The organism is Amycolatopsis kentuckyensis (assembly GCF_002155975.1).
GTDB classification, from domain to species: Bacteria; Actinomycetota; Actinomycetes; order Mycobacteriales; family Pseudonocardiaceae; genus Amycolatopsis; species Amycolatopsis kentuckyensis.
Window position 1 is genome coordinate 1 of record NZ_MUMI01000198.1, and the last position, 23,980, is coordinate 23,980.

General features: G+C 72.6%; 23 protein-coding genes, 1 pseudogene and 1 riboswitch. Of the genes and pseudogenes, 14 read left to right on the forward strand and 10 right to left on the reverse strand.

Translation table 11 applies throughout. From position 1 onward, the window contains the following. Nucleotides 1-272: pseudogene (locus tag CCN39_RS19805) on the forward strand (hypothetical protein); the annotation flags it as partial. A 36-nt stretch (nt 273-308) separates the two neighbouring features. Further along, entirely contained in the window at nt 309-995 is a 687-nt protein-coding gene (locus CCN39_RS19810; protein WP_244210872.1) for a helix-turn-helix transcriptional regulator, read from the forward strand. Here the strand turns inward: CCN39_RS19810 and CCN39_RS19815 are convergent. The 5 genes from CCN39_RS19815 to CCN39_RS19835 form a co-directional block, all read right to left on the reverse strand. Then, a complete protein-coding gene (locus tag CCN39_RS19815; RefSeq protein ID WP_086844086.1) occupies nt 979-1,335 on the reverse strand; it encodes a VOC family protein in 357 nt (118 codons plus the stop codon). The two genes, CCN39_RS19810 and CCN39_RS19815, sit on opposite strands and share 17 nt — an antisense overlap. Nucleotides 1,336-1,417: 82 nt before the next feature. Further along, nucleotides 1,418-2,473, reverse strand: a complete 1,056-nt coding sequence (gene cobC, locus CCN39_RS19820; protein ID WP_086844088.1) for an Rv2231c family histidinol phosphate aminotransferase CobC — start codon at nt 2,471-2,473, stop codon at nt 1,418-1,420. Beyond that, the gene (locus CCN39_RS19825; RefSeq protein WP_086844090.1) at nt 2,466-3,797 is read right to left on the reverse strand and encodes a cobyrinic acid a,c-diamide synthase CobB; all 1,332 of its coding nucleotides are present in this window, start codon (nt 3,795-3,797) and stop codon (nt 2,466-2,468) included. The genes cobC and CCN39_RS19825 overlap by 8 nt, the downstream gene beginning before the upstream one ends. Then, nucleotides 3,791-4,405 (reverse strand): cob(I)yrinic acid a,c-diamide adenosyltransferase, encoded by a 615-nt coding sequence (gene cobO, locus CCN39_RS19830; protein WP_086844092.1) that lies wholly within the window; start codon nt 4,403-4,405, stop codon nt 3,791-3,793. Before cobO ends, CCN39_RS19825 begins: the two co-directional genes overlap by 7 nt. Continuing rightward, complete coding sequence (locus tag CCN39_RS19835) at nt 4,405-6,348, reverse strand: putative cobaltochelatase (RefSeq protein WP_086844123.1); 1,944 nt, start codon at nt 6,346-6,348, stop codon at nt 4,405-4,407. Before CCN39_RS19835 ends, cobO begins: the two co-directional genes overlap by 1 nt. Before the next feature lie 67 nt (nt 6,349-6,415). Here CCN39_RS19835 and cbiE point away from each other — a divergent pair, with 67 nt between their 5' ends. From cbiE to CCN39_RS19880, 9 genes are all read left to right on the forward strand, one after another. Beyond that, nucleotides 6,416-7,591, forward strand: a complete 1,176-nt coding sequence (gene cbiE / locus CCN39_RS19840) for a precorrin-6y C5,15-methyltransferase (decarboxylating) subunit CbiE (RefSeq protein ID WP_086844094.1) — start codon at nt 6,416-6,418, stop codon at nt 7,589-7,591. After that, nucleotides 7,588-7,914: a hypothetical protein gene (locus CCN39_RS19845; RefSeq protein WP_143264088.1), complete on the forward strand. Its 327-nt coding sequence runs from the start codon at nt 7,588-7,590 to the stop codon at nt 7,912-7,914. The genes cbiE and CCN39_RS19845 overlap by 4 nt, the downstream gene beginning before the upstream one ends. Further along, a complete protein-coding gene (gene cobM, locus CCN39_RS19850) occupies nt 7,911-8,672 on the forward strand; it encodes a precorrin-4 C(11)-methyltransferase (RefSeq protein WP_086844097.1) in 762 nt (253 codons plus the stop codon). The genes CCN39_RS19845 and cobM overlap by 4 nt, the downstream gene beginning before the upstream one ends. Beyond that, nucleotides 8,669-9,685: a Gfo/Idh/MocA family protein gene (locus CCN39_RS19855; protein WP_086844099.1), complete on the forward strand. Its 1,017-nt coding sequence runs from the start codon at nt 8,669-8,671 to the stop codon at nt 9,683-9,685. Before cobM ends, CCN39_RS19855 begins: the two co-directional genes overlap by 4 nt. Further along, nucleotides 9,682-10,401, forward strand: a complete 720-nt coding sequence (locus tag CCN39_RS19860) for a cobalt-precorrin-6A reductase (RefSeq protein WP_086844101.1) — start codon at nt 9,682-9,684, stop codon at nt 10,399-10,401. The genes CCN39_RS19855 and CCN39_RS19860 overlap by 4 nt, the downstream gene beginning before the upstream one ends. Continuing rightward, nucleotides 10,398-11,057, forward strand: coding sequence for a 5,6-dimethylbenzimidazole synthase (bluB, locus tag CCN39_RS19865; RefSeq protein WP_086844103.1), 660 nt, complete (start codon nt 10,398-10,400; stop codon nt 11,055-11,057). Before CCN39_RS19860 ends, bluB begins: the two co-directional genes overlap by 4 nt. 18 nt (nt 11,058-11,075) lie before the next feature. After that, a complete protein-coding gene (locus CCN39_RS19870) occupies nt 11,076-14,168 on the forward strand; it encodes an arabinosyltransferase domain-containing protein (protein ID WP_086844104.1) in 3,093 nt (1,030 codons plus the stop codon). A gap of 97 nt (nt 14,169-14,265) precedes the next feature. After that, nucleotides 14,266-15,084, forward strand: coding sequence for a DUF4097 family beta strand repeat-containing protein (locus tag CCN39_RS19875; protein WP_086844106.1), 819 nt, complete (start codon nt 14,266-14,268; stop codon nt 15,082-15,084). Nucleotides 15,085-15,336: 252 nt separating this feature from the next. Further along, a complete protein-coding gene (locus CCN39_RS19880) occupies nt 15,337-17,310 on the forward strand; it encodes a S53 family peptidase (RefSeq protein WP_086844107.1) in 1,974 nt (657 codons plus the stop codon). Here the strand turns inward: CCN39_RS19880 and CCN39_RS19885 are convergent. Genes CCN39_RS19885 through CCN39_RS19900 form a run of 4 tightly spaced genes read right to left on the reverse strand, consistent with a single transcriptional unit; the run spans nt 17,307 to nt 20,803 of the window. Beyond that, a complete protein-coding gene (locus CCN39_RS19885) occupies nt 17,307-18,794 on the reverse strand; it encodes a precorrin-2 C(20)-methyltransferase (protein ID WP_086844109.1) in 1,488 nt (495 codons plus the stop codon). The genes CCN39_RS19880 and CCN39_RS19885 overlap by 4 nt on opposite strands. Further along, entirely contained in the window at nt 18,791-19,414 is a 624-nt protein-coding gene (locus CCN39_RS19890; protein ID WP_086844111.1) for a precorrin-8X methylmutase, read from the reverse strand. The genes CCN39_RS19885 and CCN39_RS19890 overlap by 4 nt, the downstream gene beginning before the upstream one ends. Beyond that, nucleotides 19,411-20,484, reverse strand: coding sequence for a ferredoxin-like domain-containing protein (locus CCN39_RS19895; RefSeq protein WP_086844113.1), 1,074 nt, complete (start codon nt 20,482-20,484; stop codon nt 19,411-19,413). Before CCN39_RS19895 ends, CCN39_RS19890 begins: the two co-directional genes overlap by 4 nt. Before the next feature lie 4 nt (nt 20,485-20,488). Next, nucleotides 20,489-20,803: a DUF6191 domain-containing protein gene (locus CCN39_RS19900; protein WP_086844115.1), complete on the reverse strand. Its 315-nt coding sequence runs from the start codon at nt 20,801-20,803 to the stop codon at nt 20,489-20,491. Nucleotides 20,804-20,913: 110 nt separating this feature from the next. On the opposite strand from CCN39_RS19900, the gene CCN39_RS19905 reads away from it, so the two are divergent. From CCN39_RS19905 to CCN39_RS19915, 3 genes are read left to right on the forward strand one after another with little or no spacing between them, the layout of a single operon-like run. Continuing rightward, a complete protein-coding gene (locus CCN39_RS19905) occupies nt 20,914-21,840 on the forward strand; it encodes an ABC transporter ATP-binding protein (protein ID WP_086844117.1) in 927 nt (308 codons plus the stop codon). Beyond that, the gene (locus CCN39_RS19910; protein WP_086844119.1) at nt 21,837-22,688 is read left to right on the forward strand and encodes an ABC transporter permease; all 852 of its coding nucleotides are present in this window, start codon (nt 21,837-21,839) and stop codon (nt 22,686-22,688) included. Before CCN39_RS19905 ends, CCN39_RS19910 begins: the two co-directional genes overlap by 4 nt. A 2-nt stretch (nt 22,689-22,690) precedes the next feature. After that, nucleotides 22,691-22,924, forward strand: a complete 234-nt coding sequence (locus CCN39_RS19915; protein WP_043784651.1) for a helix-turn-helix transcriptional regulator — start codon at nt 22,691-22,693, stop codon at nt 22,922-22,924. Here CCN39_RS19915 and CCN39_RS19920 read toward each other — a convergent pair. Beyond that, nucleotides 22,921-23,649 carry a hypothetical protein gene (locus tag CCN39_RS19920; RefSeq protein WP_086844121.1) on the reverse strand — a complete coding sequence of 243 codons (729 nt, stop codon included), beginning with the start codon at nt 23,647-23,649 and terminating at the stop codon, nt 22,921-22,923. The two genes, CCN39_RS19915 and CCN39_RS19920, sit on opposite strands and share 4 nt — an antisense overlap. 85 nt (nt 23,650-23,734) lie before the next feature. Next, a riboswitch (cobalamin riboswitch) is annotated at nt 23,735-23,843 on the forward strand. Nucleotides 23,844-23,980 lie beyond the last annotated feature (137 nt).

Below are 23,980 nucleotides of genomic sequence, written 5' to 3' on the forward strand. Positions count from 1 at the left end.
CCCCGACGCCCACCCCGGTGACGCTGCCGAACTTCGCACTCCTGACGCACTGCGGCGTCGACGAAGCGAAGATCGGCGACCGGTTCTACGAGGCCGAGACGCCGCTCGTCGGCCCGGCCCGCAGCGCACCGCCCGGCTGGGACAACCCCTACCAGGAAGGCACGATGACGCTCACCGCACCGGCCTCCGCGGTCTTCCGCGACCGCCTCGGCCACGAGGTCCGGTTCCACCTACGGCCCGGCGCAACGGAGTTCAAGCAACTCTGCGAGTAACCGAAACTGTCGTACCCCCTTCCTATCGTGATCCGGGTGAACCGAACCGATCGTCTCTACGCCCTCGTCGAAGAACTGCGCGCCGTCGCGCCGCGGCCACGCAGCGCGCGCTGGCTGGCCGACCGGTTCGAGGTCAGCGTCCGCACCATCGAGCGGGACATCAGTGCCCTGCAGCAGTCCGGCACGCCGATCTACGCCGAGACCGGCCGCACCGGCGGGTACTGCCTCGACAAGGCGCACACGATGCCCCCGGTCAACCTGACGCCCGGCGAGGCCGTGGCCATGGCGCTCGCGCTGAAACACCTCGAGGGCACCCCTTTCCGGGCCGAAGGCCGCTCGGCCCTGCACAAGCTGGTCGCCGCGATGCGACGGGAGGACACGGATGCGGCGCGGAACCTCGCCGCCTGTGTCCTCCTGCTCGGCGACGGCCCCATCCCGCCGATGCCGCCCGTGCTCAACATCCGCCGCGTCCTGCGCATCCGGTACACCGACCGCGCAGGCGCCGTCACCCGCCGGGTGATCGAGCCGCTCGGCTACGTCGGCAAGCCCGAGCACTGGTACCTCATCGCCTGGTGCCGGCTGCGCCAGGAGATCCGGGCCTTCCGCACCGACCGCATCGTCTCCTTCACTGTGACCGCCGAAGTGCCGCCTCTGCGCCGGCTGCGGCCCGAGGACCTCGACATCCCGTACGGCGACGTCCAGCAGCTCACTTTGGCGGGGTGAACACGGAGAAGTGGTTGCCCGCCGGGTCGAGCACGTGCGCGAACGTCACGCCGACCGGGTTGACGGTCGGTGGCCGCTGCACCCGTCCGCCGGCCTTCTCGACCTGGCGGCAGGTGGCGTCGACGTCCTCGACCAGCACGGTGAAGACCGCGTACTCCTCCGTGCCCGTGGAGAGCCCGCCGCGGGACCCGCCGGTGTCGATCACCCGGTAGGCCGGATCGGTGCTGGCCGAGGTGTCCTGGGCGATCTTCCAGCCGAACACCTCACCGTAGAACCGTTCGGCGGCCGCCGGGTCCGCGGTACCGATCTCGAACCAGGCGACGTCGTTGAATCCGGGCATGTCGTTCCTTCCGCTGCCACACCGGGTCTTTCCCGGTCTGCGCCCAGTTTCGGCGGCGGTGACGACAACCCCCTGTCGGTGTTTACGAAACTTCTCGCAAAGTCGCCAGGAACGCGTCCGTCGTCGCACGGTCGCGGACCGCCAGCCGCAGGTGGTCCGGCCCGAGGCCGGGGAACGTGTCCCCTCGCCGCACCGCGTAACCCGCTTCACGCAGACGCATGCGCAAGGAAGCACCGTCGGGAACGCGCACCAGCACGAACGGGCCGCGCGGCTCGCCCAGCACGTCGAAACCCTGCGCGGCCAGGCCCGACACCAGATATTCACGGTCCGCTTCCGCGGCCACCGCCAGCTTCTCCGCTTCCTCCAAAGCGGACGGACGGCAGCACGCCACCGTCGCCACGGCGGCCAAAGTGGACACCGACCAGGGCACCTGCACCGCCCGAAGCCGCTCGACGACGTCCGCCGGAGCGAGCACGTACCCCGCCCGCAGGCCCGCCAGGCCCCACGTCTTCGTCAGGCTGCGCAGCACGACGACCCCCGGATGACCGGCGGCCAGGCTCTCGACCTCGCCGGGCACCGCGTCCAGGAACGCCTCGTCCACCACGAGCAGCCGGCCGGGGCGCGCCAGGGCAAGCAGGGACTCCGCCGGATGCAGGACCGACGTCGGGTTCGTCGGATTGCCGACGAACACCAGGTCGGCGTCGGCCGGGACCAGCGCCGGGTCGAGGACGAAGCCGTCCGCCTCGGCCAGGATCACCCGCGAGACCGCGTGCCCCGCGGCCCGCAGCGCGGCCTCCGGCTCGGTGAACTGCGGGTGCACGACCACCGCGTGGTGCGGCCGCAAAGCCGAGGCCAGCAAGGTGAAAGCTTCCGCCGCGCCCGCCGTGACCAGTACTTCCGAGGAAGCGCGGCCGTGGCGTGCGGCCACCGCCCGCACAGCATCCACAGTAGACGGATAAGCGGCGAGCGAGTCCAAAGCGGACGCCAGCTCCTGCCGCAGCCATGCGGGCGGCCGGGGCAGCCGGACGTTCACCGCGAGATCGACCAGCCCCGGCCCCACCTCGCGGTCGCCGTGGTGATGCAGGTCGTAGCCCGCCGGCGTGTTCCCGCCCGCGGAGGCGGGAAAAGGCTCAGCCATGGGCTCGGACCCGCGCCGCGAACCGCTGGGCCAGCTCGGGATACCCGGCCCAGTGGACGTGCAGGTAGGACGCGTGCAGCGTCGGCGACGCGAAGCCGTCGAGCTGCCGATCCCAGCCCCACGCCGCCGAGGTGCCGTGCGACGGCGTCACCTCGGTGCGGTGGAATTCGTGCCCGGTAACGCGCTGGCCGGCCGTGGCCAGCAGGTTGTCCTCGACGGCGACCGCGCGCCGGTAGCCGAGCTTGCCGCGGGCGGTCATCTTGGCGTCCGCGGGCACGGCGCCGACCATGGGCACGCCGTCCAAGGACTGGCACAGGTACAACAGCCCCGCGCACTCCGCGCTGACCGGCATCCCGGCCTGGACGGCCGAAGCCACCGCGGAACGCAACGCCGTGTTCGCCGACAGCTCGGCCGCGTGCACCTCGGGGAAACCACCGCCGAAGTACAGGCCGGCGCACCCGTCGGGCAGCGCCTGGTCCCGCAACGGGTCGACGTCCACGACCTCGACGCCGCAAGCCGCCAGCAGCTCGATGTTCTCGGTGTACCGGAAGGTGAACGCCGGACCACCGGCGGCCGCGATCGTCACCGGCGGACCATCCACACCGGACGGCTCCCACGGCGGCGAGGACAGCCGAGGCGCACCGGACGCGATCCGGACGAGCTCTTCCAGGTCGACGCCGTCCCGCACCCACGCGGCCAGCGCAGGCAGCACGTTCTGCGCCTCCGCGGCCCGTTCCGCCGCCGGGACGAGCCCGAGGTGCCGGCTCGGCGCGTGGATTTCTTCGTTGCGGTACAACGCTCCCAGCAGCGGAACGCCGGTGGCTTCGAGTGCGGACGCGATCTCGTCGCGGTGCCGCTGCGAGCCGAGCTTGTTGAGGATGACGCCGGCGAGCCGCACGCGGTGGTCGTAGTGGGCGAAGCCGAGCACGGTCGCGGCGACGCTGCGGGAGGCGGCCGAGGCGTCGACGACCAGCACCACCGGCGCGTCCAGGAGCCGGGCCACGTGGGCGGTCGACGCGTAGCCCTCTGTGCCCAGCGCCCCGTCGAACAGGCCCATCACGCCTTCGATGACGGCGATGTCGGCGCCGTGAGAACCGTGTCGCAGCAAGGGAACCAGCCGGTCCTCGCCCTGCAGGAACGGATCGAGGTTGCGCGCGGGACGTCCGGTCGCGAGGGCGTGGTAGCCCGGATCGATGAAGTCGGGCCCGACCTTGTGCCCGGACACCCGGTGCCCGGCCGCGCGCAGCGCCGCCATCAGCCCGGCGGCGATCGTGGTCTTGCCGTGCCCGGAACCGGGCGCGGCGATGACCACCCGCGCTACCACTCGATCCCCCGCTGGCCCTTCTGACCGGCGTCCATCGGGTGCTTGACCTTGGTCATCTCGGCGACCAGGTCGGCGGCCTCGACGAGCTCCGGCGGCGCGTACCGGCCGGTGATGACGACGTGCTGGTGCCCGGGCCGCGAGACCAGGGTGGACACCACGTCCTCGACGTCGAGCCAGCCCCACTTGAGCAGGTAGGAGAACTCGTCGAGGACGTAGAAGCCGTGCGTCTCGGCGGCGAGCCGGCGCTTGATCTCCGCCCAGCCTTCGCGCGCGTTCTCCGCGTGGTCCTCTTCGGTGCCGGACTTGCGCGCCCAGCTCCAGCCTTCGCCCATCTTGTGCCACTCGACCGGCCCGCCCTGGCCGGTGTCGTCGTGCAGCTTGCCCAGCGCGCGGAACGCGGCTTCCTCGCCGACGCGCCACTTCGCCGACTTCACGAACTGGAACACGCCGATCGACCAGCCCTGGTTCCAGGCGCGCAGCGCCATCCCGAACGCGGCCGTCGACTTGCCCTTCATCTCGCCGGTGTGCACGGCGAGCAGCGGCCGGTTGCGGCGCTGGCGCGTGGTCAGGCCGTCGTTCGGGACGGCGTCCGGTTTGCCCTGCGGCATCAGGCGGCCTTTCCGGTCCGGGCGCGGACGGCGTCCGCCAGCGCTTCGGCGGCGACGCCGGCGAGGGGGACGTGCTCCGCGCCGAGGTGGGCGGCGAGGTCGGCGGCCAGGCCGAGCCGCATCTTGCCGCTCTCGCAGTCCATGACGATCGTCGTGACACCGGTGAGCAATCCGGCCGCGGCCTGGGCGCGCGCGACGGCGTCGGGGCCGCTGGTGGCGCGGCCGTCGGTGACGACGACCAGCAGCGGACGGCGCCGGGGATCGCGGATCTCCTCGACGCGCAGCACGCGCGCCGCCTCCAGGAGTCCCTCGGCCAGCGGCGTCCGGCCGCCGGTCGGGAGGCCTTCGAGACGGGACGCGGCCGCGTCGACACTGATCGTCGGCGGCAGCGCGAGTTCGGCCGCGTTGCCGCGGAACGTGACCAGCCCGACCTTGTCGCGGCGCTGGTAGGCGTCCAGCAGCAGGGACAGGACCGCGGACTTGACCTCGCGCATCCGCGCCTTCGCGCCCATCGAGCCGGACGCGTCCACGCAGAACAGCACGAGGTTGCCTTCGCGGCCCTCACGCAGTGCGTAGCGGACGTCTTCCGGCCGCAGCTTCAACCCGGCGCCGGTGCGGCCGCGGGCTTTCTGGTGCGGTGCCGCGGCTTTCACGGTCGCGACGAGGTGGGGCCGGCCTTCGCGGACGCTGGCCGGCTGGACGCCGATCGTCCGGCCACTATCGGTGATTGCGCGCGAACGGCGTCCGCGCTCACCTTCGCCCATGCCCTTCACGCGGAAGACGCGCGCCTTGAACGTCTCGCCGGCGCCGACGGTCTTCTGCTGGCCACCGCTCTGCGCCGGTTGGCCTTGCGGCGCGTTTTCGCTCCCCTGCGGGGTTTCGTCCCGGGACGGTGCCGAACCGGAGCCGGGGCCGTCGTCCTCGGGTCCCGGATCCGGCTGGGCGTCCTGGAGGGCCTGTTCCAGCTGCTCTTCGGAGATGCCCGGCGCGTCGAAGGGGTTGCGGCGGCGCCGGTGCGGCAGCGCGAGGCGCGCGGCGACGCGGACGTCCTCGGTGGTCACCTCGTCGCGGCCGGCCCAGGCCGCGTGCGCGACCGCGGTGCGGGCGGTGACGATGTCCGCGCGCATGCCGTCGACCTCGAAGGAGGCACAGACTTCGGCGATCTGGCGCAGGGCTTCGTCGGGGAGCTTGACGGCGGGGAGAAGCCGTTGTGCCGCTTCGATGTCCGCGGCGAGCTGGGCGTCTTCGTCCGCGTACTGCGCGGCGAAGGCGTCGGGATCGGCTTCGTAGGCGAGGCGACGGCGGACGACCTCGACGCGCTGCTCGGGATCGCGGCTGGAGGCGACCTCGACGGTCAGCCCGAACCGGTCCAGCAGCTGCGGCCGCAGCTCGCCCTCTTCGGGGTTCATGGTGCCGATCAGGACGAACCGGGCCGCGTGCGAGACCGAAACGCCTTCGCGTTCCACGGTCGCGCGGCCCATCGCGGCAGCGTCCAGGAGGGTGTCGACGAGGTGGTCGTGCAGCAGGTTGACCTCGTCGACGTAGAGCAGCCCGCGGTGGGCGGCGGCGAGCAGGCCGGGCTGGAAGTCCGTGACGCCTTCGGCGAGCGCTCGTTCCAGGTGCAGGCTCCCGATGACGCGGTCTTCGGCCGCGCCGACCGGGAGTTCGACCAGTTTTGCGGGGCGCCGGTGGCTCTTGGCGTCGTCGTGCGGGCCGTCCGGGCAGAGCGGGTCGGGGGCTGTGGGATCGCAGGAGAACCGGCAGCCGTCGACGACGTCGACCCCCGGCAGCAGGCCCGCGAGCGCGCGGACCATGGTCGACTTCGCGGTGCCCTTTTCGCCGCGCACCAGCACCCCGCCGACGGCGGGCGAGATCGAGGAGAGGACCAGCGCCAGGCGCAGGTCCGGCAGCCCGACGACGGCGGTGAACGGGTACGGCTTCAACAGCGCTCCTGAGGTCGGCGACCGGCCGATCATCGCACAGCGCATGCCTCGCTTAGGGTGGGAAATCGTGCGCGAAGAATCACTTCGGTCCGCGGGCTCCGCGAACCGCCTGACCGTGGTCGGGATCGGTGCCGACGGCTGGCCCGGCTTGTCGGAACAGGCGCGAGCCGCGGTGCTTGCCGCCGACATCGTGCTGGGGGCGCCCCGGCAGCTGGACTACCTGCCCGAGGAGGTCCCGGCGCAGGCGTGGCCGACGCCGTTGCTGCCGGGGCTGGACGCGGTGATCGCCGAGCACGAAGGCGCCCGGATCTGCGTCCTGGCCAGCGGAGATCCGTTTTTGTCGGGGGTGGGTTCTACATTGGTGGCCCATGGATACGAGGTCGAGGCGCTGCCTGCGGTCTCCTCGGTGACACTGGCCCGGGCACGGCTGGGCTGGTCCGCCGAAGAGACCGAGGTGGTCACCATCGTCGGCCGGTCGTCGGCCCGCGTCGCCCGGGTACTGGCGCCGCGCCGGCGAGTGCTCGTCCTGGGTGCCGACGCGCCCGCTCTGCGCTCCCTGCTCACCGTGCGGGGTTATGGCGAGAGCGAGCTGATCGCGTTGGAGAACCTGGGCGGGCCCGACGAGCGCGTCTCCGACGGCTGGGCCGGCGATCCCGGACCGCTGACGGTGTTCGCGCTGGAGTGCACGGGTCCGGCGTTGCCGCTGATCGGCATCCCGGACGACGTGTACGCCCACGACGGGCAGTTGACCAAGCGCGACCTGCGAGTGTCGGCGCTGGCCCGCCTCGCGCCGAGTCCCGGCGAGCTGTTGTGGGACGTCGGCGCGGGCGCGGGCAGCGTCGGCATCGAGTGGTCCCGGCTGCACGGGCTGAACCGTGCGGTCGCGATCGAGCGCTCCGCGGAGCGGGCCGAGCGGATCGGCCGGAACGCATTGGATCTGGGAGTACCGGAACTGGAGGTGGTGGCGGGGGAAGCACCGGAAGCGCTGAGCGCGCTGCCCGCACCGGACGCGGTCTTCATCGGAGGCGGCGTGACGGCGCCGGGCGTACTGGACGCGTGCGTGGCCACCGGCGCACGGGTGGTGGCGCACGGGGTGACGCTGGAGGCCGAGCAGGCCCTGGCGCGGGCGTACGAGGAGCACGGAGGGGAGCTGCTGCGGATCGGCGTCGAGCGGGCGGCCCCCCTGGGCGGCTTCACGGGCTGGACCCCGGCGCGCGTGGTGACTCAGTGGAGCAGCCGATGATCGGGCCACGGGTCACGGCCGTGCGCTCGCGCATCGCGGGGGCGGCGGCGGATGCGCGGGAGGCCGGACACCCGGCCGCCGGCTGGTCGGCGACGGCCGCGGGGCAGCCGACGACCGGGCCTCGGCTCACGGCCGTGCGCTCGGGCCTCGCCGGGCCGGCGGCGGACCGGCACGAGGCCGGACGCCCGGCCACCCGCTGGGCGCCCATGCCCGCGGGCTTCCCGGCGAACCGGCACCCGGCCGCCCTCGGCGACCGGACCCGGCGGCAGCCGACCGCAGCCGGCCGCAGCCCTGGCGGCCCGGCTCTCCGGAGCGGCCGATGACCGTGCACTTCATCGGCGCCGGGCCCGGCGCCGCCGACCTCATCACCGTGCGGGGGCGGGACCTGCTCGCCCGCTGCGGGGTCTGCCTCTACCCCGGCAGCATGACCCCGCCCGACCTGCTGGCCTACTGCCCTCCCGGAGCCGAGCTCGTCGACACCGCGAACCTCAGCCTCGAGCAGATCGTCGCGAAGCTGGTCGAGGCCCACGGGGCCGGGCACGAGGTCGCGCGGCTGTGCTCGGGTGATCCGTCGCTCTACAGCGCCGTCGCCGAGCAGGTTCGGCGGCTCGATGCCGCCGGGGTTCCCTACGAGGTCGTGCCCGGCGTGCCCGCCTTCGCCGCTTCGGCCGCCGCGCTGAAGCGGGAGCTCACCGTGCCCGAAATCGGGCAGAGCCTGGTGATCACCCGGGTTCAGGCGCGCTCCACCAAGATGCCGCCCGGCGAGACCCTCGGCGCCTTTGCCGCGACCGGGGCCACGCTCGCGCTGCACCTCGCCATCAACCACGTCGAACGGGTGGCCGAGGAACTCCGGCCGCACTACGGCGAAGACTGTCCCGTCGCCGTGGTCGCGCTGGCGAGTCAGCCCGGGGAAACCGTCGTGCGCGGGGTGCTCGGCGAGCTGCCCGCGCTGGTGCGCGAAGCCGGGATGACGCGCGCCGCCACCATCTTCGTCGGGCGGGTGCTCGGCGCCACGAACTTTCCCGACAGCTTCCTCTACTCGAGTGCCCGGGACCGGGCGAACCAACCGGAGTCGTTGTGACGGAACTGCGCTGGGGCCTGCTGGCCGCCGGGACCATCGCCGCCCACTTCGCCGCGGGCGTCGACGAGAGCAAACACGGCGTCCTCGGCGCCGTCGCCGCGCGGGACGCCGATCGTGCGCGGGACTTCGCCACGCGCTTCGACATCCCGAAGGCCTACGGCAGCTACGAAGAACTCCTCGCCGACCCGGACGTCGACGCCGTGTACGTCTCCACCCCGCACGCCATGCACAAGCAGTGGGCCATCGCCGCCGCCGAAGCGGGAAAGCACGTGCTGTGCGAGAAGCCGTTGACGATCACCGCGGCCGATGCCGAGGAGGTGATCGCCGCCGCCCGGGCGCACGACGTCTTCCTGATGGAGGCGTTCATGTACCGGCTGCACCCGCAGACGCGGCGGCTGGCCGAGCTGATCTCGTCCGGTGCCATCGGCGAGGTCCGGGCGGTGGACACCACCTTCTCCTTCGACAGCAACCCGGAGGAGACCGCCCGGCTGAGCGATCCGGCGCTCGGGGGCGGCGGGATCCTGGACGTCGGCTGCTACTGCACGTCGCTGGCGCGGCTGGTCGCGCAGGCCGCGACCGGGCAGGACGTCGTCGAACCGACCGAGGTCAGCGGGATGGCGCACCTGTCCGCCACCGGCGTCGACGAGTGGGCGACCGGCCTGCTGCGCCTGCCCGGCGACATCCTCGCGACGATCTCGTGCGGGATCCGGCTCACCCGCGAGGACGGCATCCGCGTCTTCGGCTCGGACGGGCAGATCCACATCCCGCAGCCGGCGTGGATCCACCCGCTGCGCCACCCCGGCGTCTCGCAGATCATCCTGACGCCGGCCGGCGGCGCGTCCGAGGTCATCGAGGTCGAAGCCACCCAAGGCGTCTTCGCGCGGGAAGCGGACCACGTCGCCGCGCACGTCGAAGACCGGCAGGCACCCGAGCTGACCTGGGCGGAAACCCTCGCCAACCTGCGTACGCTGGACCGCTGGCGCGAGGCCGTCGGCTACGGGCGCTCCTCGTGATCCTCGTCCTCGGCGGGACCGGCGAAGCCCGGCAGCTCGCCGAAGTGCTCGCCGCGCACGGCGTGCACGTTGTCTCTTCGCTGGCGGGACGCGTCGCACGGCCGCGGCTCCCCGTCGGCGAAGTGCGCGTAGGCGGCTTCGGCGGCTCCGAGGGTCTCGCGCGGTACCTGCGCGAGAACCGGGTCACCGCCGTCGTGGATGCGACCCACCCCTTCGCCGAGCGCATCGGCGCGAACGCGGCGGAAGCGGCCGAACTGACGCAAACGCCGCTGCTGAGGCTCGCGCGGCCGGGCTGGCGAGCGGGACCGCAGGACGTCTGGCACTGGGCCGACGATCTCGCCGACGCCGCCCGGCAGCTCCCCCACCTGGGCAACCGGGTGTTCCTCACCAGCGGCCGCCAGGGCCTCCCGGCCTTCGCGCACCTCGACGACCTGTGGTTCCTCATCCGCTGCGTCGATCCGCCCGAGCCGCCGCTGCCACGGCACCACGAACTCCTCCTCGCCCGCGGGCCCTACGAGCTGGCCGCCGAGCGCGCGCTGCTCGGGCGGGTGGACGTCCTGGTCACCAAGGACTCCGGTGGCCCTCAGACCAGCGCGAAGCTGACCGCGGCCCGCGAACTCGGCCTGCCCGTCGTCGTGGTCCGGCGGCCGCCGCGGCCGCGCACGGAGACCGCCGAAACCGTCCCCGAAGCCGTCGAATGGGTCCTGCACCGATGATCGAAGAGTTCTACGAAGTCCTGCGCAAGCGGCGGGACGTCCGCGGCGAGTTCACCGGCGAGCCGATCCCCGGGGCCACCCTGACGCGGATCCTCGAGGCCGCGCACGCCGCGCCGAGCGTCGGGCTCACGCAGCCGTGGGACTTCGTGCTGGTCGACGACGTTGCGACGCGCGAGAAGTTCGCCAAGCACGTCCACGAGGAGCGGGAGGTCTTCGCCGGGCAGCTCGCCGAAGACCGGGCCGGCACCTTCGCGAACATCAAGATCGAAGGCATCCTCCAGGCGAGCCTCGGCATCGTCGTCACCTACGACCCGGCGCGGGGCGCGCCCGACGTGCTCGGCCGGCACGCCATCGCCGACGCCGGCCTCTACTCGGTGTGCCTCGCGATCCAGAACCTCTGGCTGGCCGCGACCGCGGAAGGCCTGGGCGTCGGGTGGGTCAGCTTCTACCGCGAGCCCTTCCTGAGCGAGCTGCTCGGCATCCCGGACGGCGTCCGGCCGGTCGCGTGGCTCTGCGCTGGACCGGTCAGCAAGCTGGAGACCGTTCCGGACCTCGAGCGCCACGGCTGGCGCAGCCGCCGCCCCCTGTCCGCGGCGGTACACCACGGGCGGTTCACCCCGCGTGACCCGGGGGCTGCGTCAACCGCCGAGCTCTGACCCGTTAGCGTTGCGCCGATGCGTCTGATTGCCGTAGCGCTGGGGCTGCTCTCGGCCTTGTGCGCGCTGGCTTTCCCCTTCCTGCCGGTGGTGCAGGACACGGCGGAGGTCGTCTGGCCGACCGGCAGCGACACCCGCTCCGTCAACGCGCCCTTGACCGGGTACTGGGCCCAGGACCTGCGGGCCGAAGTGCCGTGCGCGGTCATCCGTTCGGTCGACGCCCGCACGAACGGCCCCGGCCTGCTGTTCGCCACCGTGCCGGACGGCCGCACCGACCCGAAGGCCGGCAACGGCGTCGGCCTGCAGCTGCGCATCGACAACGGCGTGCTGCTCGCCTCGAGCCAGGGCCAGCAGATCGCCCAGCAGCCGCTGCCCGCCGAGAAGTGCGACATCGAGCTGGACGTCGACGCGACGCAGATGACCCTGGCCGTGGCCGGGACGCCGGTCTTCCACGCGAACGGCGACGTCCGGCCCCGCGTGGTCGGCATCTACTCCTCGATCAACTCGAGCAAGGACCCGATCGCCGGCCTGCACGTTTCGATCGTGCCGGACACGCGGTACCAGACGTCGCCGACCGCGCTGAAGATCGTCGTCGGAGTGCTCGCCGTGCTGTCGCTGATCGGCTCCCTGATCGCGGTCTGGCGCCGCGACTCCGGCTTCGCGAGACGCGCGCCGCGCTGGGCCCCGGTCGGCTGGTGGCGGCTGACGATGCGGGACGTGACGGTGATCGCCGCGCTCGGCGCGTGGGTCTTCATCGGGCCGGTGACCTCGGACGACGGCTACATCCTCACGATGGCCCGGGTCACCGAGGCGACCGGCTACCTGACGAACTACCACCGCTGGTTCGGCGTCGCCGAGGCGCCGTTCGGCTGGTTCTACCACGTCTTCGAGCTGATGACGCACGTCAGCACGGTGCCGCCGTGGATCCGGCTGCCGTCGTTCCTGCTCGGCGTGCTCAGCTGGCTGCTGATCAGCCGCGAAGTGATGCCGCGGCTGGGCACCCAGATCCGCACCAGCCGCCCGGCCAGCTGGGCCGCCGCGACGGTGTTCCTGATCTGGTGGATGCCCTACAACAACGGTGTCCGCCCGGAACCGGTGGCCGCGCTCGGCTCGCTGCTGGCGATCTGCGCCGTGGAGCGCGCGCTGGTGACGCGGCGGCTGCTGCCCCTGTGCCTCGGCCTGACCGCCGCCGGGTTCACCCTGGCCGCGACGCCGACCGGGCTGATCGCGGTGGCGCCGTTCCTGGTCGCCGCGCGGCCCCTGTTCAAGCTGATCCGCCAGCGCGCGACCGAAAACGGCTGGATCCCGGTGCTCGCGCCCATCGCCGCGGCCGGGTTGCTCGTGCTGGTCGTCGTGTTCGCCGACCAGACGTTCGCGACCGTCCAGGAAGCGACCCGGATCCGCACCCAGGTGGGCCCGAACCTCTCGTGGTTCCAGGAGCTCGCGCGCTACCAGCTGCTGTTCGCCGACCTGCCGGACGGCTCGGCGCCGCGCCGGTTCCCGGTGCTGCTGATCGTGTTGTGCACCGCAACCTGCCTGGTGATGCTGCTGCGCCGCAGCCGCATCCCCGGCGCGTCGCTCGGCCCGGCGCGGCGCCTGATCGGCACGACGGCGCTGTTCTTCCTGCTGCTGGCCCTGACGCCGACGAAGTGGACGCACCACTTCGGCGCGTTCGCCGCGGTCGGCGCGTCGATGGCGGCGCTGACCGCGCTCGCGACCAGCTCGACCGTGCTGCGGTCCAAACGCAATCGCGCGGCCTTCCTCGCCGGTCTGCTGGTCGTCGGCGCGCTGGCGGCGACCGGGCCCAACACGTACTGGTTCGTCTCGCGCCTCGGCGTCCAGTGGACGAACGTGGCGCCGTCGATCGGCGGCATCGGCCTGTCCACGATCCTGCTGGTGGCGGCCGCCGTCGCCGGGATCTACGCGTTCGTCGAGAACGTCCGCGCGCACCGGCCGGGCCTGCCGGACCAGCCGCAGGAAGGCCGGCTGCGCGCGCTGCGGCTCGGGTCGCTGTCGCTGGTGGTGGTCTGCGGCCTGGTCGCGGCGGGCGAGTTCGTCACGATGGCGTGGGCGATCCACAACCAGTCCGGCAGCTACAGCCTGGGCGCGGCGAACGTCGGGCACCTGTTCGGCAAGAGCTGCAACCTCTCCGACCACGTGATGGTCGAGCGCGACGCGGCGACCAGCATCCTGCACACCCAGGCCGAGCAGCGGACCGTCGCGGAGAAGCCCAAGGAGCCCGAGTCGCCGCTGCCGAACCCCGACCAGGACAACGGCCGCGTCCAGACCGGTTTCCACACCCGCCCGGTCGACGACAAGGACCCCCTGGCCGAGCCCCCGCACGGGTTCACGCCGGACAAGGTCCCGATGTGGTCGAGCTACCTCGACCCGGAGACGCGCGCCGGGCGGCTGCGCAGCGACTGGTACGCGCTGACGGAGAAGCCGGCCGACGGCCAGATCGTGGTGGCGACGGCCGGGGCGGCCCGCCGTCCGACGTCGGTCAGCCTCGACTACGGCGTCGACACCCCGGACGGCGTGAAGGTCCTGCGCAGCCAGTTCATGCTGCCGCCGGGCTCGGGCACCAACGGCTGGAACGACACGCGCATCAACCTGCGCGACCTCCCGCCGGAGACGAACGCGGTCCGCATCAACATCGTCGACAACGACCTGACGGAGGACGGCTGGATCGCGGCCTCGGCCCCGCGCGTCCCGACGTTCACGACGCTGACGGACCGCATCGGCTCGAAGCCGGTGTACGTGGACTGGCCGGCGTCGTTCGTGTACCCGTGCGTCCAGCCGGTGACGTCCCACGACGGGATCTCCCAGGTCCCCGACTACCGCATCACGGCGGGCGGCCTGGCGGACGAGGCCCAGTGGGCGTCCTCGACGAACGGCGGGCCGATCGGCTGGCTGGAGGAGCTGGCCGAGGAGCCGGAGGTGCCGAGCTACCTGATCGGCCAGCCGAGCCAGTCGTGGGGCCAGCTGCTGCAGATCGAGCCGTTCACCGAGGGCATCGCGCCGACGGTGGTGCACGGGGAGAAGACGGTGCCGGGCTGGTGGTCGCCGGGACCGGGGCCGCGCCAGCCGAACGGCAAGGACCCGACGCGGTAGGCCCGGCCGGTGTCAGACCGGTGTCAGCTGTGTGTCCGGCGGGGCGGCGATGGTGATCCCATCAACCCGCCACGGGCACACAGCAAGGGGAACCACGATGCACACCTTCGTCACGCCGGAGCCGATCACCGCCACGATGACCACCGCGGGCGCCCGCGTCCGCGTCACCGCGAGCGAGCGCACCGACACGGTGGTGCGGGTCGAACCGGTCGACCACGCGAGCAAGTCCGACGTGCAGGTGGCCGAGCGGACCGAGGTCGGGTTCACCGACGGCGCCCTGTCGATCAAGACCACCAGGTCGGGGGCCAAGACCGGTTCGGTTGCCATCACGATCGAGCTGCCCGCCGGGTCCGGCCTGGTCGTGAACACGGCGTGGACCGACGTGCACGCCGACGGCCCGCTCGGCGACTGCGAGCTGAACCTGGCCTCCGGGCAGGTCCGGCTCGACCGCGTCGCCGGGCTGCGGGCGAACCTCGCGGCCGGTGCCGTCGAGATCGGGCACGTCGCCGGGTCCGCCGGCATCGAAGGCGGCGCGGCCGGGCTGCGGATCGGCGAGGTCGAAGGCGCCTTCAAGTACGAGGGTTCGACCGGCCGGGTCCGGATCGGCCACGCCCGGTCCGACGTCGAGTTCGGCACCGCGAGCGGCAGCTTCGACGTCGAGCGCGCGGACGGCGACGTCGTGGCCAGTGCCGGCAACTGTCCCCTCCGGATCGGCCGGCTCACCGGTGGCCGGGCGGAGCTGACCAACGCCTCCGGCGGCATCGACGTCGGTGTCGGCGAGGGCCTCGCCGCCTCGGTGGACGCCGAGAGCACGAAGGGCGCGGTCCGCAACTCCCTGCCGGCCAACCCCGGCGGCCACGTCAAGATCCGCGCCCGCACCCGGCTCGGGGACATCGTCGTCCACCCGGCGGTCTGAGGCCGTCATCGGCCGGGGCGGTTCGGCCGATCGGTGGGCTGCGGTACTCCGGAATTCTACTCTGGGTGTCGCGAATCGCAGCCCACCACTTCCTTTCTTGTTAACACGTTTAAGTCGTGAAGAAAACACCGCCCGAAATATCCATTACCGGCATCTTCTCGATCACGGGACTGGTCAATTCGCTTTTCCGGAACTAGCTTTCGAACCGCCCCTTCACCGCCGCGGGGGCGAGTTCCGCGAGGAGGACCAGCGATGCGCAGACCCGCCTTTCGGCTGATCGCACTGGCCGCCACGGCCGTGACGACCGCCGCGCTCCTGACCGGGACCGCCGAAGCCGGCGGCCGGACCGCGTTGCCGGGCAGCGTCCCAGCCTGGGCGAAATCGTCCGCGCGCACCGGATCGGCGAATTCGGCGGACAATGTGGCGTTCCGGGTCTATCTCGGCTGGACCGGCGACGCGGCCGCCACCGCGAACCGCGTCTCGACTCCCGGCTCCGCCGAATACGGCCGGTTCTTGACGGCCGCGCAGTTCCGGCAGCAGTTCGCGCCGTCGGCGAACGACGTGGGCGCGGTGCAGCAGTGGCTGCGCAAGGCCGGCTTCGACGTCGGCTACACCCCCGGCAACCGCCGGTACGTGCAGGCCGAAGGCACCGTCGCGCAGGCCGCGGCCGCGTTCGGCACGAGCTTCGGCGAGTTCGAGGTCGCCGGGAAGACGCTCCGCGCGCCCGAGCAGGACCTGTCGCTGCCGGCCGGCCTCCCCGCGAGCGTCAGCGCCGTGATCGGGCTCGACGAGTCCTTCGCGCTGCTCCAGCCGTCGGCCGGACCGGCCGCGACGCCGTCGCCCGCCTTCGTCAACGCCCCGCCCTGCTCCGCCTACTACGGCGAGAAGACCACCGCGACCACCCCGACCCCGGACGGCGTCCAGGTTCCGGACGCCTACGGGCACCCGAACCCGTGGGCGCCGTGCGGGTACACGCCTTCGCAGCTGCAGAGCGCGTATGGCGTCCAGCAGGCGATCGCCGGCGGGAACGACGGCAAGGGCCAGACCGTGGCGATCATCGACGCCTACGCGTCGCCGACCATCCTTTCCGACGTCAACACCTACTCGCGGCGGCACGGGCTGCCGCAGCTGGCCGGCAACCAGTTCACCCAGGTCGCGCCGCCGGGGGTGTACCACCGGCCGCAGAACCCGGCCCAGGACCCGCAGGGCTGGTACGGCGAGGAAACCCTCGACGTCGAGGCGGTGCACAGCATCGCCCCGGGCGCGAACATCGTGTACGTCGGTTCGCCGAACAACTACCAGGACCTCGACGCGGCGATGAACCACGTCGTCGACCAGCACCTCGCGTCGATCGTGACGAACTCCTACGGGTTCTCGACCGAGCTGCTGCCGCCCGGCTACGTGAAGCCGTTCAACGACACGCTGATCGAGGCGGCCGCGACCGGCATCGGCGTCTACTTCTCCAGCGGTGACAACGCCGACGAGACCGACGGCATCGCGGCGAACTTCCCGAACGCGACGCCGGACTGGCCCGCCGCGAGCCCGTGGGTGACCGCGGTCGGCGGCACCTCGCTGGGTGTCGGCAAGAACGGCGAGTACCTGTTCGAGACCGGCTGGGAGACCGGGCGGTCGACGCTGACGAACGGCACCTGGGTGCCGACGCCGCCGGGTGAGTTCTTCGGCGGCGCCGGCGGCGGCACGAGCCGGCTGTTCCCCCAGCCCGCCTACCAGGCCGGGGTGGTGCCGAACGCGATCGCGACGGCGAACGGCGCGCGCCCGCAGCCGATGCGCGCGGTGCCGGACGTGGCCGCGCTGGCCGACCCGAACACCGGCTTCCTCGTCGGGCAGACGCAGGCGTTCCCGGACGGCACGGCGAAGTACAGCGAGTACCGCATCGGCGGCACGAGCCTGGCGTCACCGCTGTTCGCCGCGTTCGTCGCGCTGGCGCAGCAGCAGGCGGGCCGCACCTTCGGCTTCGCGAACCCGCTGCTGTACGCGAAGGCGGGCAGCTCGGCCTTCCACGACGTCCGCCAGCCGCCGTCGCCGATGGCCGTCGCCCGGGTCAACTACAACAACTCGGTGGACGCCTCGGCCGGCTACTCGGCGGCGAGCCTGCGTTCACTCGGTGCCGACGCCGTGCTGACGATCCACGTCCGCACCGGCTACGACGACGTCACCGGCATCGGTTCGCCCAACGGCGCGGCGTTCCTGGCCGCGCTCGGCTAGTAGCTGCGTGGGGTCCAGACGACACCGTCTTCCACCCGGGTGCGGCTGGACCCCACGATCAGCAGGCAGCGCATGTCCACCGTGGCCGGATCCAGGTCACCGAGCGTCGTGATCCGGACGTCTTCCTCCGGCCCGCCCACGTCCCGCGCCACCACCACCGGCGTCTCCGGCGAACGGTGGCGGAGCAGCACGGAACGGGCGTCGGCCAGCTGGGTCGTCCGGGACCGGGACGCCGGGTTGTACAGCGCCAGCACCAGGTCCGCCTCGCCCGCCGCGTCGAGGCGCTTTTCGATGATCTCCCACGGCTTCAGCCGGTCCGACAGCGAGAGCACGCAGTAGTCGTGGCCCAGCGGCGCGCCCACCCGGGACGCCGCCGCCTGGGCCGCCGTCACACCCGGGACGATCCGGACCCGGACTCCCGCGCCGTGCCCGGCCGACACCTGCTCCAGCACCGCCGACGCCATCGCGAACACCCCCGGGTCGCCCGAGGAGACGACCGCCACGCGGGCACCGGCAGCGGCCAGGTCCAGGGCCTCGCGAGCCCGGTCCGCCTCGACGCGGTTACCCGACGCGTGCCGCTGCTGGCCCGCCTTCTGCGGCACCCGCGCCACATACGGCCCGTACCCGACGAGGTGCTCCGCCGCGTCGAGTTCCGCGGCCGCTTCGGGGGTCAGCCACTCCGGACCGGCCGGACCGAGACCCACGACGACGACTTCGCCGCCCGAAGAAGGCGAAGGAACCGGAGCCGCGGGAGAAACCCGGGACGCATAAGCCGGCGAAGGCAGCAACGCCAGCGAGAAGTACGGCACCGTCGACGGATCCACCGATGCCAGGGGCTCGATCCGCTGCTGCCCCCACGTCGCACGCTCGACGAACACAGCGTCGTCCAGCTTGCCCGCTTCCGCGAACGCCTCCCGCACCGACGAGAACGTCCGGCCCAGCTTCAGCACCGCCGCCGCGTCGGTGTCCGCGAGACGGCGGGCCAGTTCCGGGGCCGGCAGCGTGCCCGGAAGCACCGTCAGCACCTCGTCGCGCTGCACCAGCGGGCGGCCGATGACCGACGACGCCGCGCTCACCGACGTCACGCCCGGGACGACGACCGCCTCGAACCGGCCGGAGAGCCGCTCGTGCATGTACATGTACGAGCCGTAGAAGAACGGGTCGCCCTCGCAGAGCAGGACCACGTCCCGCCCGGCGTCCAAGTGCTCGGCCAGCCGTTTCGCGCTCAGCTCGTAGAAGTCGGCGATCGCGCCCTCGTAGCCGCCCGGGTGGTCGGTCGTCTCGGTCGTGACCGGGTAGACGAGCTTCTCCTCGAGCTGCCCCTCGCGCAGGTACGGCTCGGCGACCGAGCGCGCGATGCTGCGGCCGTGCCGCGCGCAGTGGTACGCGATCACCGACGCTTCGGAAATCAGGCGCGCCGCCTTGACCGTCATCAGTTCCGGGTCGCCGGGGCCGAGCCCGACGCCGTACAGCGTGCCGGTCATTCTTCCGCGCTCGCGAGTGCGTTGATCGCCGCGACGGCCATCGCGCTGCCACCTCGCCTGCCGTGCACCACCAGGTACGGGGCCGGGGCCCGCTTGGCCAGCTCCACTTTGGACTCGACCGCGCCGACGAACCCGACCGGGACGCCGATGATCGCCGCGGGCGCGCCGACACCTTCGTCGAGGATCTCCAGCAGGCGGAACAGCGCCGTCGGCGCGTTGCCGATCGCCACCACCGAGCCGGGCAGCTTGTCGCGCCATAGTTCCAGGGCCGCGGCCGAGCGCGTGGTGCCCATCCGCTCGGCGAGCGAAGGGACGCTGGGGTCCGACAGCGTGCAGAGCACCTCGTTGGCCGCGGGCAGGCGACGCCGGGTGACGCCGCTGGCGATCATCTGCGCGTCGCACAGGATCGGCGCGCCGGCTTCCAGTGCCGCGCGGCCGGACTCGACGACGTCGAGCGTGTAGCGCAGGTCGTCGACCAGATCGACCATGCCGCAGGCGTGGATCATCCGGACCGCGCACCCGGCCACGTCGTCGGGCAGGATCGCCAGGTCCGCCTCCTCGCGGATCGTGGCGAACGAGTGCCGGTAGATCTCGGCACCGTCCCGCAGGTAGTCGATCACAGGTTCCCTTCCATCTCGTCGAGCGGCACCCAGCGGCCGTCGATGCGGTAGCCCCCCGCTTCGGCGACAACGTCCACATGGGACTGCGACGGCTTGCCGCACCGCCGTTCGCAGCCCGAGAAGTGCGCGCGCAGGCCCGGCCGGAACACCGCGTCGGCCCGGACGTCGGCGCGCGACTTGGCGCAGCCCGGGCGGCCGATGCACGCGGTGGTCCCCAGGGCCTCGCCGCCGAAGCCCAGCCGGTCGAAGACGTCGGCGGGCACGTCCGGCAGCACCACGGACTTCCACGGCGTGACCAGCGCGGGGCCGAACTCCGCCAGCGCACGGGCCTGTGCCGCCGAAAGCTGCCCGAACCGCGGCACGACGGCCGCCGCGAGACCGCTGTCGCGCTCGATGAGTCCGGCCGGGATTTCCGCCGGGGGCCGCGGCACCGGCGTTCCCCGCCAGGCCGGGTCGTCGAGTTCCGCAACCCGCCAAGCCGACCCGCGCACGCGGAGGAAGTCGAGCGCGACCTCGATCAGCGTCGCGACGGCGTCGGCGCGGGCCACCCGCCGTCCCGTGTCACCGCCCGCGAGCAGCAGCGTGCCTTCGGACGGTCCCACCGCGAGCCAGCAGACGTCGGCGCCTTCGCCCGCGACGTCGCCGCGGCCGTCGTCGAACGCGAAGAGGAACCGGCCGGGCAGCGACGCGAGTTCCGGCGTCGAGCACAGCCCCCGGTCCAGCGACGCCGCGAGGCCGCGGACGTCGGCGAGGCCGCCGCGAAGTCCGCTCAACGGCGACGCGAGGACGTTCCGGACCCGCTCGTGCGGCGGGGACGGCAGCAGACCCGCGTCGGCCAGCCGGGCCGCGAGACCGGGCTCGGTGACGCCGCGCAGCTGGACGTTGCCGCGCGAAGTGAGGTGGAGATCGCCGTCGCCGCACGCTTCGGCCGCGTCGGCCAGCGCGTGCAGCTGCACTGCGGAAATCGTGCCGCCCGGCAGGCGCACGCGGGCCAATGGCCCGTCGGCGGCGTCGTGGGGTGCGAAAACACCGGGGCACGCGTCGGCTCGCACACGTGCTGGGGTCGGCATGGGGTCACTGTAGCTGGCGGTTCTGCGGCTCCGGCGGGTCCGAACGGGGGCGGATCCGGGCGACTCCGGCGTCCAGGTCCACGTCACGCCAGGGGGGTGCGCCTTCGGCGTCCTGCTCGACGAGCATCGACATCGTTTCCCGGTGTTCCAGCTCACGCCGCTTGGTCCCGTAGAGGAAGGCGGTGGTCTCTTCGATGTACGTGGCGGACAGCCGCGCCTTGAAGCGCGAGCCGTTCTTGCGCGGCCGCAGCTCGATCGCGGCCATGACCAGCAGGATCACCACGCCGCCCGGGAGGGCGAGGCCCAGCCAAGTTCCCATGCCCGGCGAACCGGATGACCACGGGTCAAGTTCCCGGGACCGCAGAAGTCTGATCAAATGTAGTATGTGTGCTACATTCGATCGCATCAGTCAGATGGGGGGTCATCGCGATGAGAGATCCAGCCGATCCCGTCGTCCGCGTGCGCGGGTTGCGGATGCGGTACGGCACGAACGACGTGCTCCACGGCGTCGAGTTCGAGGCGTACCGGGGCGAGGTCGTCGGCCTGCTCGGGCCGAACGGCGCGGGCAAGACGACGACCATCGAAATCCTCGAGGGCTTCCGCATGCGGTCGGCCGGCGAGGTCAGTGTGCTGGGCGTCGACCCGGCACACGGCGGCGAGGACTGGCGGGCACGGCTGGGGGTCGTGCTCCAATCCTGGCGTGACCACGGGAAGTGGCGGGTCCGCGAGCTGCTCGCACACCTCGGCCGGTATTACGCGCCGTACTCGACAGCGTCGCACCCGCGGCCGTGGGACGCCGACGAGCTGATGGCGGCGGTCGGGCTCACCGAGCACGCGCACAAGAAGCTCAAGCAGCTCTCCGGCGGCCAGCGGCGGCGGCTCGACGTCGCCATCGGCATCGTCGGGCGGCCCGAGCTGCTGTTCCTCGACGAGCCGACCGCGGGCTTCGACCCCGAGGCCCGGCGCGAGTTCCACGACCTGGTGCACCGCCTGACCGACGAGCTCGACACCACGATCCTGCTGACCACGCACGACCTCGACGAGGCCGAGAAGCTGGCCGACCGGATCCTCATCCTCAACGGCGGGCGGATCATCGCCGACGGCTCGGCCGACCAGCTCAGCAGGCAGATCTCCGGGGAGGCCGAGGTCCGCTGGAGCGTCGGCGGGCAGCGCTTCGTCCACTCGACGACCGAAGCGACGAAGTACGTGTACGACCTGTTCAAGCAGCACGGCGAGGCGGTCGCGGACCTCGAGGTCCGGCGGGCGTCGCTGGAGGACACCTACATGACGCTGGTCCACCGCGCGGAGACCGGCGGCGAGACGGAGCTCGGCCTCCAGGAAGCGGGTGCGCGATGAACGCCAGGACCACCGCCCTGCGCACCGGCGTGGCCCGGGGCTGGATCGAGTTCAAGCAGACGTGGACCAACGTCGACGACGTGGTGGGGCAGCTCGTCTTCGTGGTGCTCTTCCTCGGTACGTTGTTCTTCATGCGCAACGCCACGCTGCCCGGCACGTCGTTCTCGCTGGGCGCGGCGACCGTGCCCGGCGTGCTCGGCGCCGGCATCGTGTTCAACGGCCTGACCGCCGCGGCGGGCTACCTGGCCGTCGACCGCGAAGACGGCACGCTGCTGCGGGCGAAGGCGACCCCGAACGGGATGCTCGGCTACCTGGTCGGGAAGACGACGGCGCTGTCGCTGGCTCAGCTCACGTCCATCATCGCGGTCCTGGTCCCGTGCCTGTTCGCGTTCCCCGTGCTGGCGCCCGACGGCGTCTGGTCGTACCTGCACCTGCTCGGAGTGCTGGTGCTCGGCATGGTCGCGACGATGCCGATCGGCGCGGCGCTGGGGGCGCTGACCAGCAGCCCGCGCGCGATCGGGCTGATCACCCTGCCGGTCATGGGCATGGGCGCGATCTCGGGGATCTTCTACCCGATCACCTCGCTGCCGGGCTGGCTGCAGGACGTCGGGCAGGTGTTCCCGATGTACTGGCTCGGCCTCGGGATGCGCTCGGCGCTGCTGCCGGACAGCGCGCTCGCCGTCGAGATCGGCCAGTCGTGGCGGCCGGTGGCGACCCTGGTGGTGCTGCTCGCGTGGGCGGCGGCCGGCTTCGCACTGGCCCCGATCCTGCTCCGCCGCATGGCGCGGCGCGAGGCCGGCTCGTCACTGGCCGAACGGCGGCAGAAGGCCATGCAGCGTGTGGGGTAGTCATGAGTGAAGTCGTCTACAACCGGATCGCGATGCTGCGCGCGGAGCGGTCGATCTCGCGGCGGCAGCTGGCCGAGGCCCTCGGGGTGCACTACCAGACGATCGGCTACCTGGAGCGCGGCGAGTACAGCCCGTCGCTGTACCTGGCGTTGCGGATCGCGGAGTTCTTCGAGGTGTCCGTGGAAGTGCTGTTCTCGACGAAGCCCTTCCCCCGGCTGGGTGAGCGGTCCGCCTAGGGCTTGCGCAGGTCGGCGTCGGCCAGTGCGCGGACGACGTCGTCGCGGCGGGTCTCGCGGGTCGTCCGGTTGAGCTCGACGTGCAGGAACGGGGTGCCGTCGGCGGCCCGGCCCTGGACGTTCGTCGTCCCGGCCAGGCCGCGGCAGGGCTCGGCCCAGGCCCGGCGGACGCGGAACCCGGCGGCGTCCAGGCGGTCCGCCGCCCGGCGGGCCGCGTCGCCGGTCTCCGCGGCACCGGCCGAGAGGACGACGTCGGCTTCGGGCATGGTCCGGTCGTTGAAGCCGTGCAGCTGGACCTGGGGCAGGCCGCGGCGGGCGAGCAGCGTGGTGACGACGTGGAAGACGGTCCGCGTGTCGTGCGCGGGGTCCTCCCGGCGGCGGTGCGCGCCCGCGACGGCCAGTACCGCGCCCGGCACCTGCCGGAAGAGCGCCAGGCCGAGCAGGTCGGTCCGCAAGTCGGACGAGGGGTGCGGCACCTCGACGACCAGCGACGGCGGCGCGGACCGGTCGATCGCGTACAGCCCCCAAGCCCGCTCGGTACCGGGCTCCTGGACGACGAGGGCGCCGCCATCGACGGAAAACCCCAGCTCAGCGAGGTGGTGGGGGCGGCCGTCGAGCAGGGCGGCGAAGCCGGTTCCGGCCGTTTCGAGCTCGGCCGCCGTCGGGTGGCGGTACGGCTGCCGGGTCGACTGCGCGGCGGTGAAGCTCCGGAGAAGGGAATCCAAGCCGCCAGGTTACCCAGTCAACGTCACCTTGACGCGGCTCCACCGGCACCGGAGAGTGGGTGCGTTACCCACGCGTCGGCAGGTGGAGGAACCCGGTGGAAGTCCGGGGCGGTCCCGCCACTGTGACCGGAGAGCTGTATCCGATGGCCCCTCCGCGGGAGGGAGTGCGTCGGGGCTCCGGGAGCCAGGAACTCCGGCCGGCGCGACCGTCGACCCGGGGCGCGGACCCCGAGGAGGAACCTCGTGATCCTGCTTCTGTCCACTTCGGACACCGACCTGCTCAGCGCCCGGTCCAGCGACCGTGAGTACCGGCTCGGCAACCCCGCCCGGC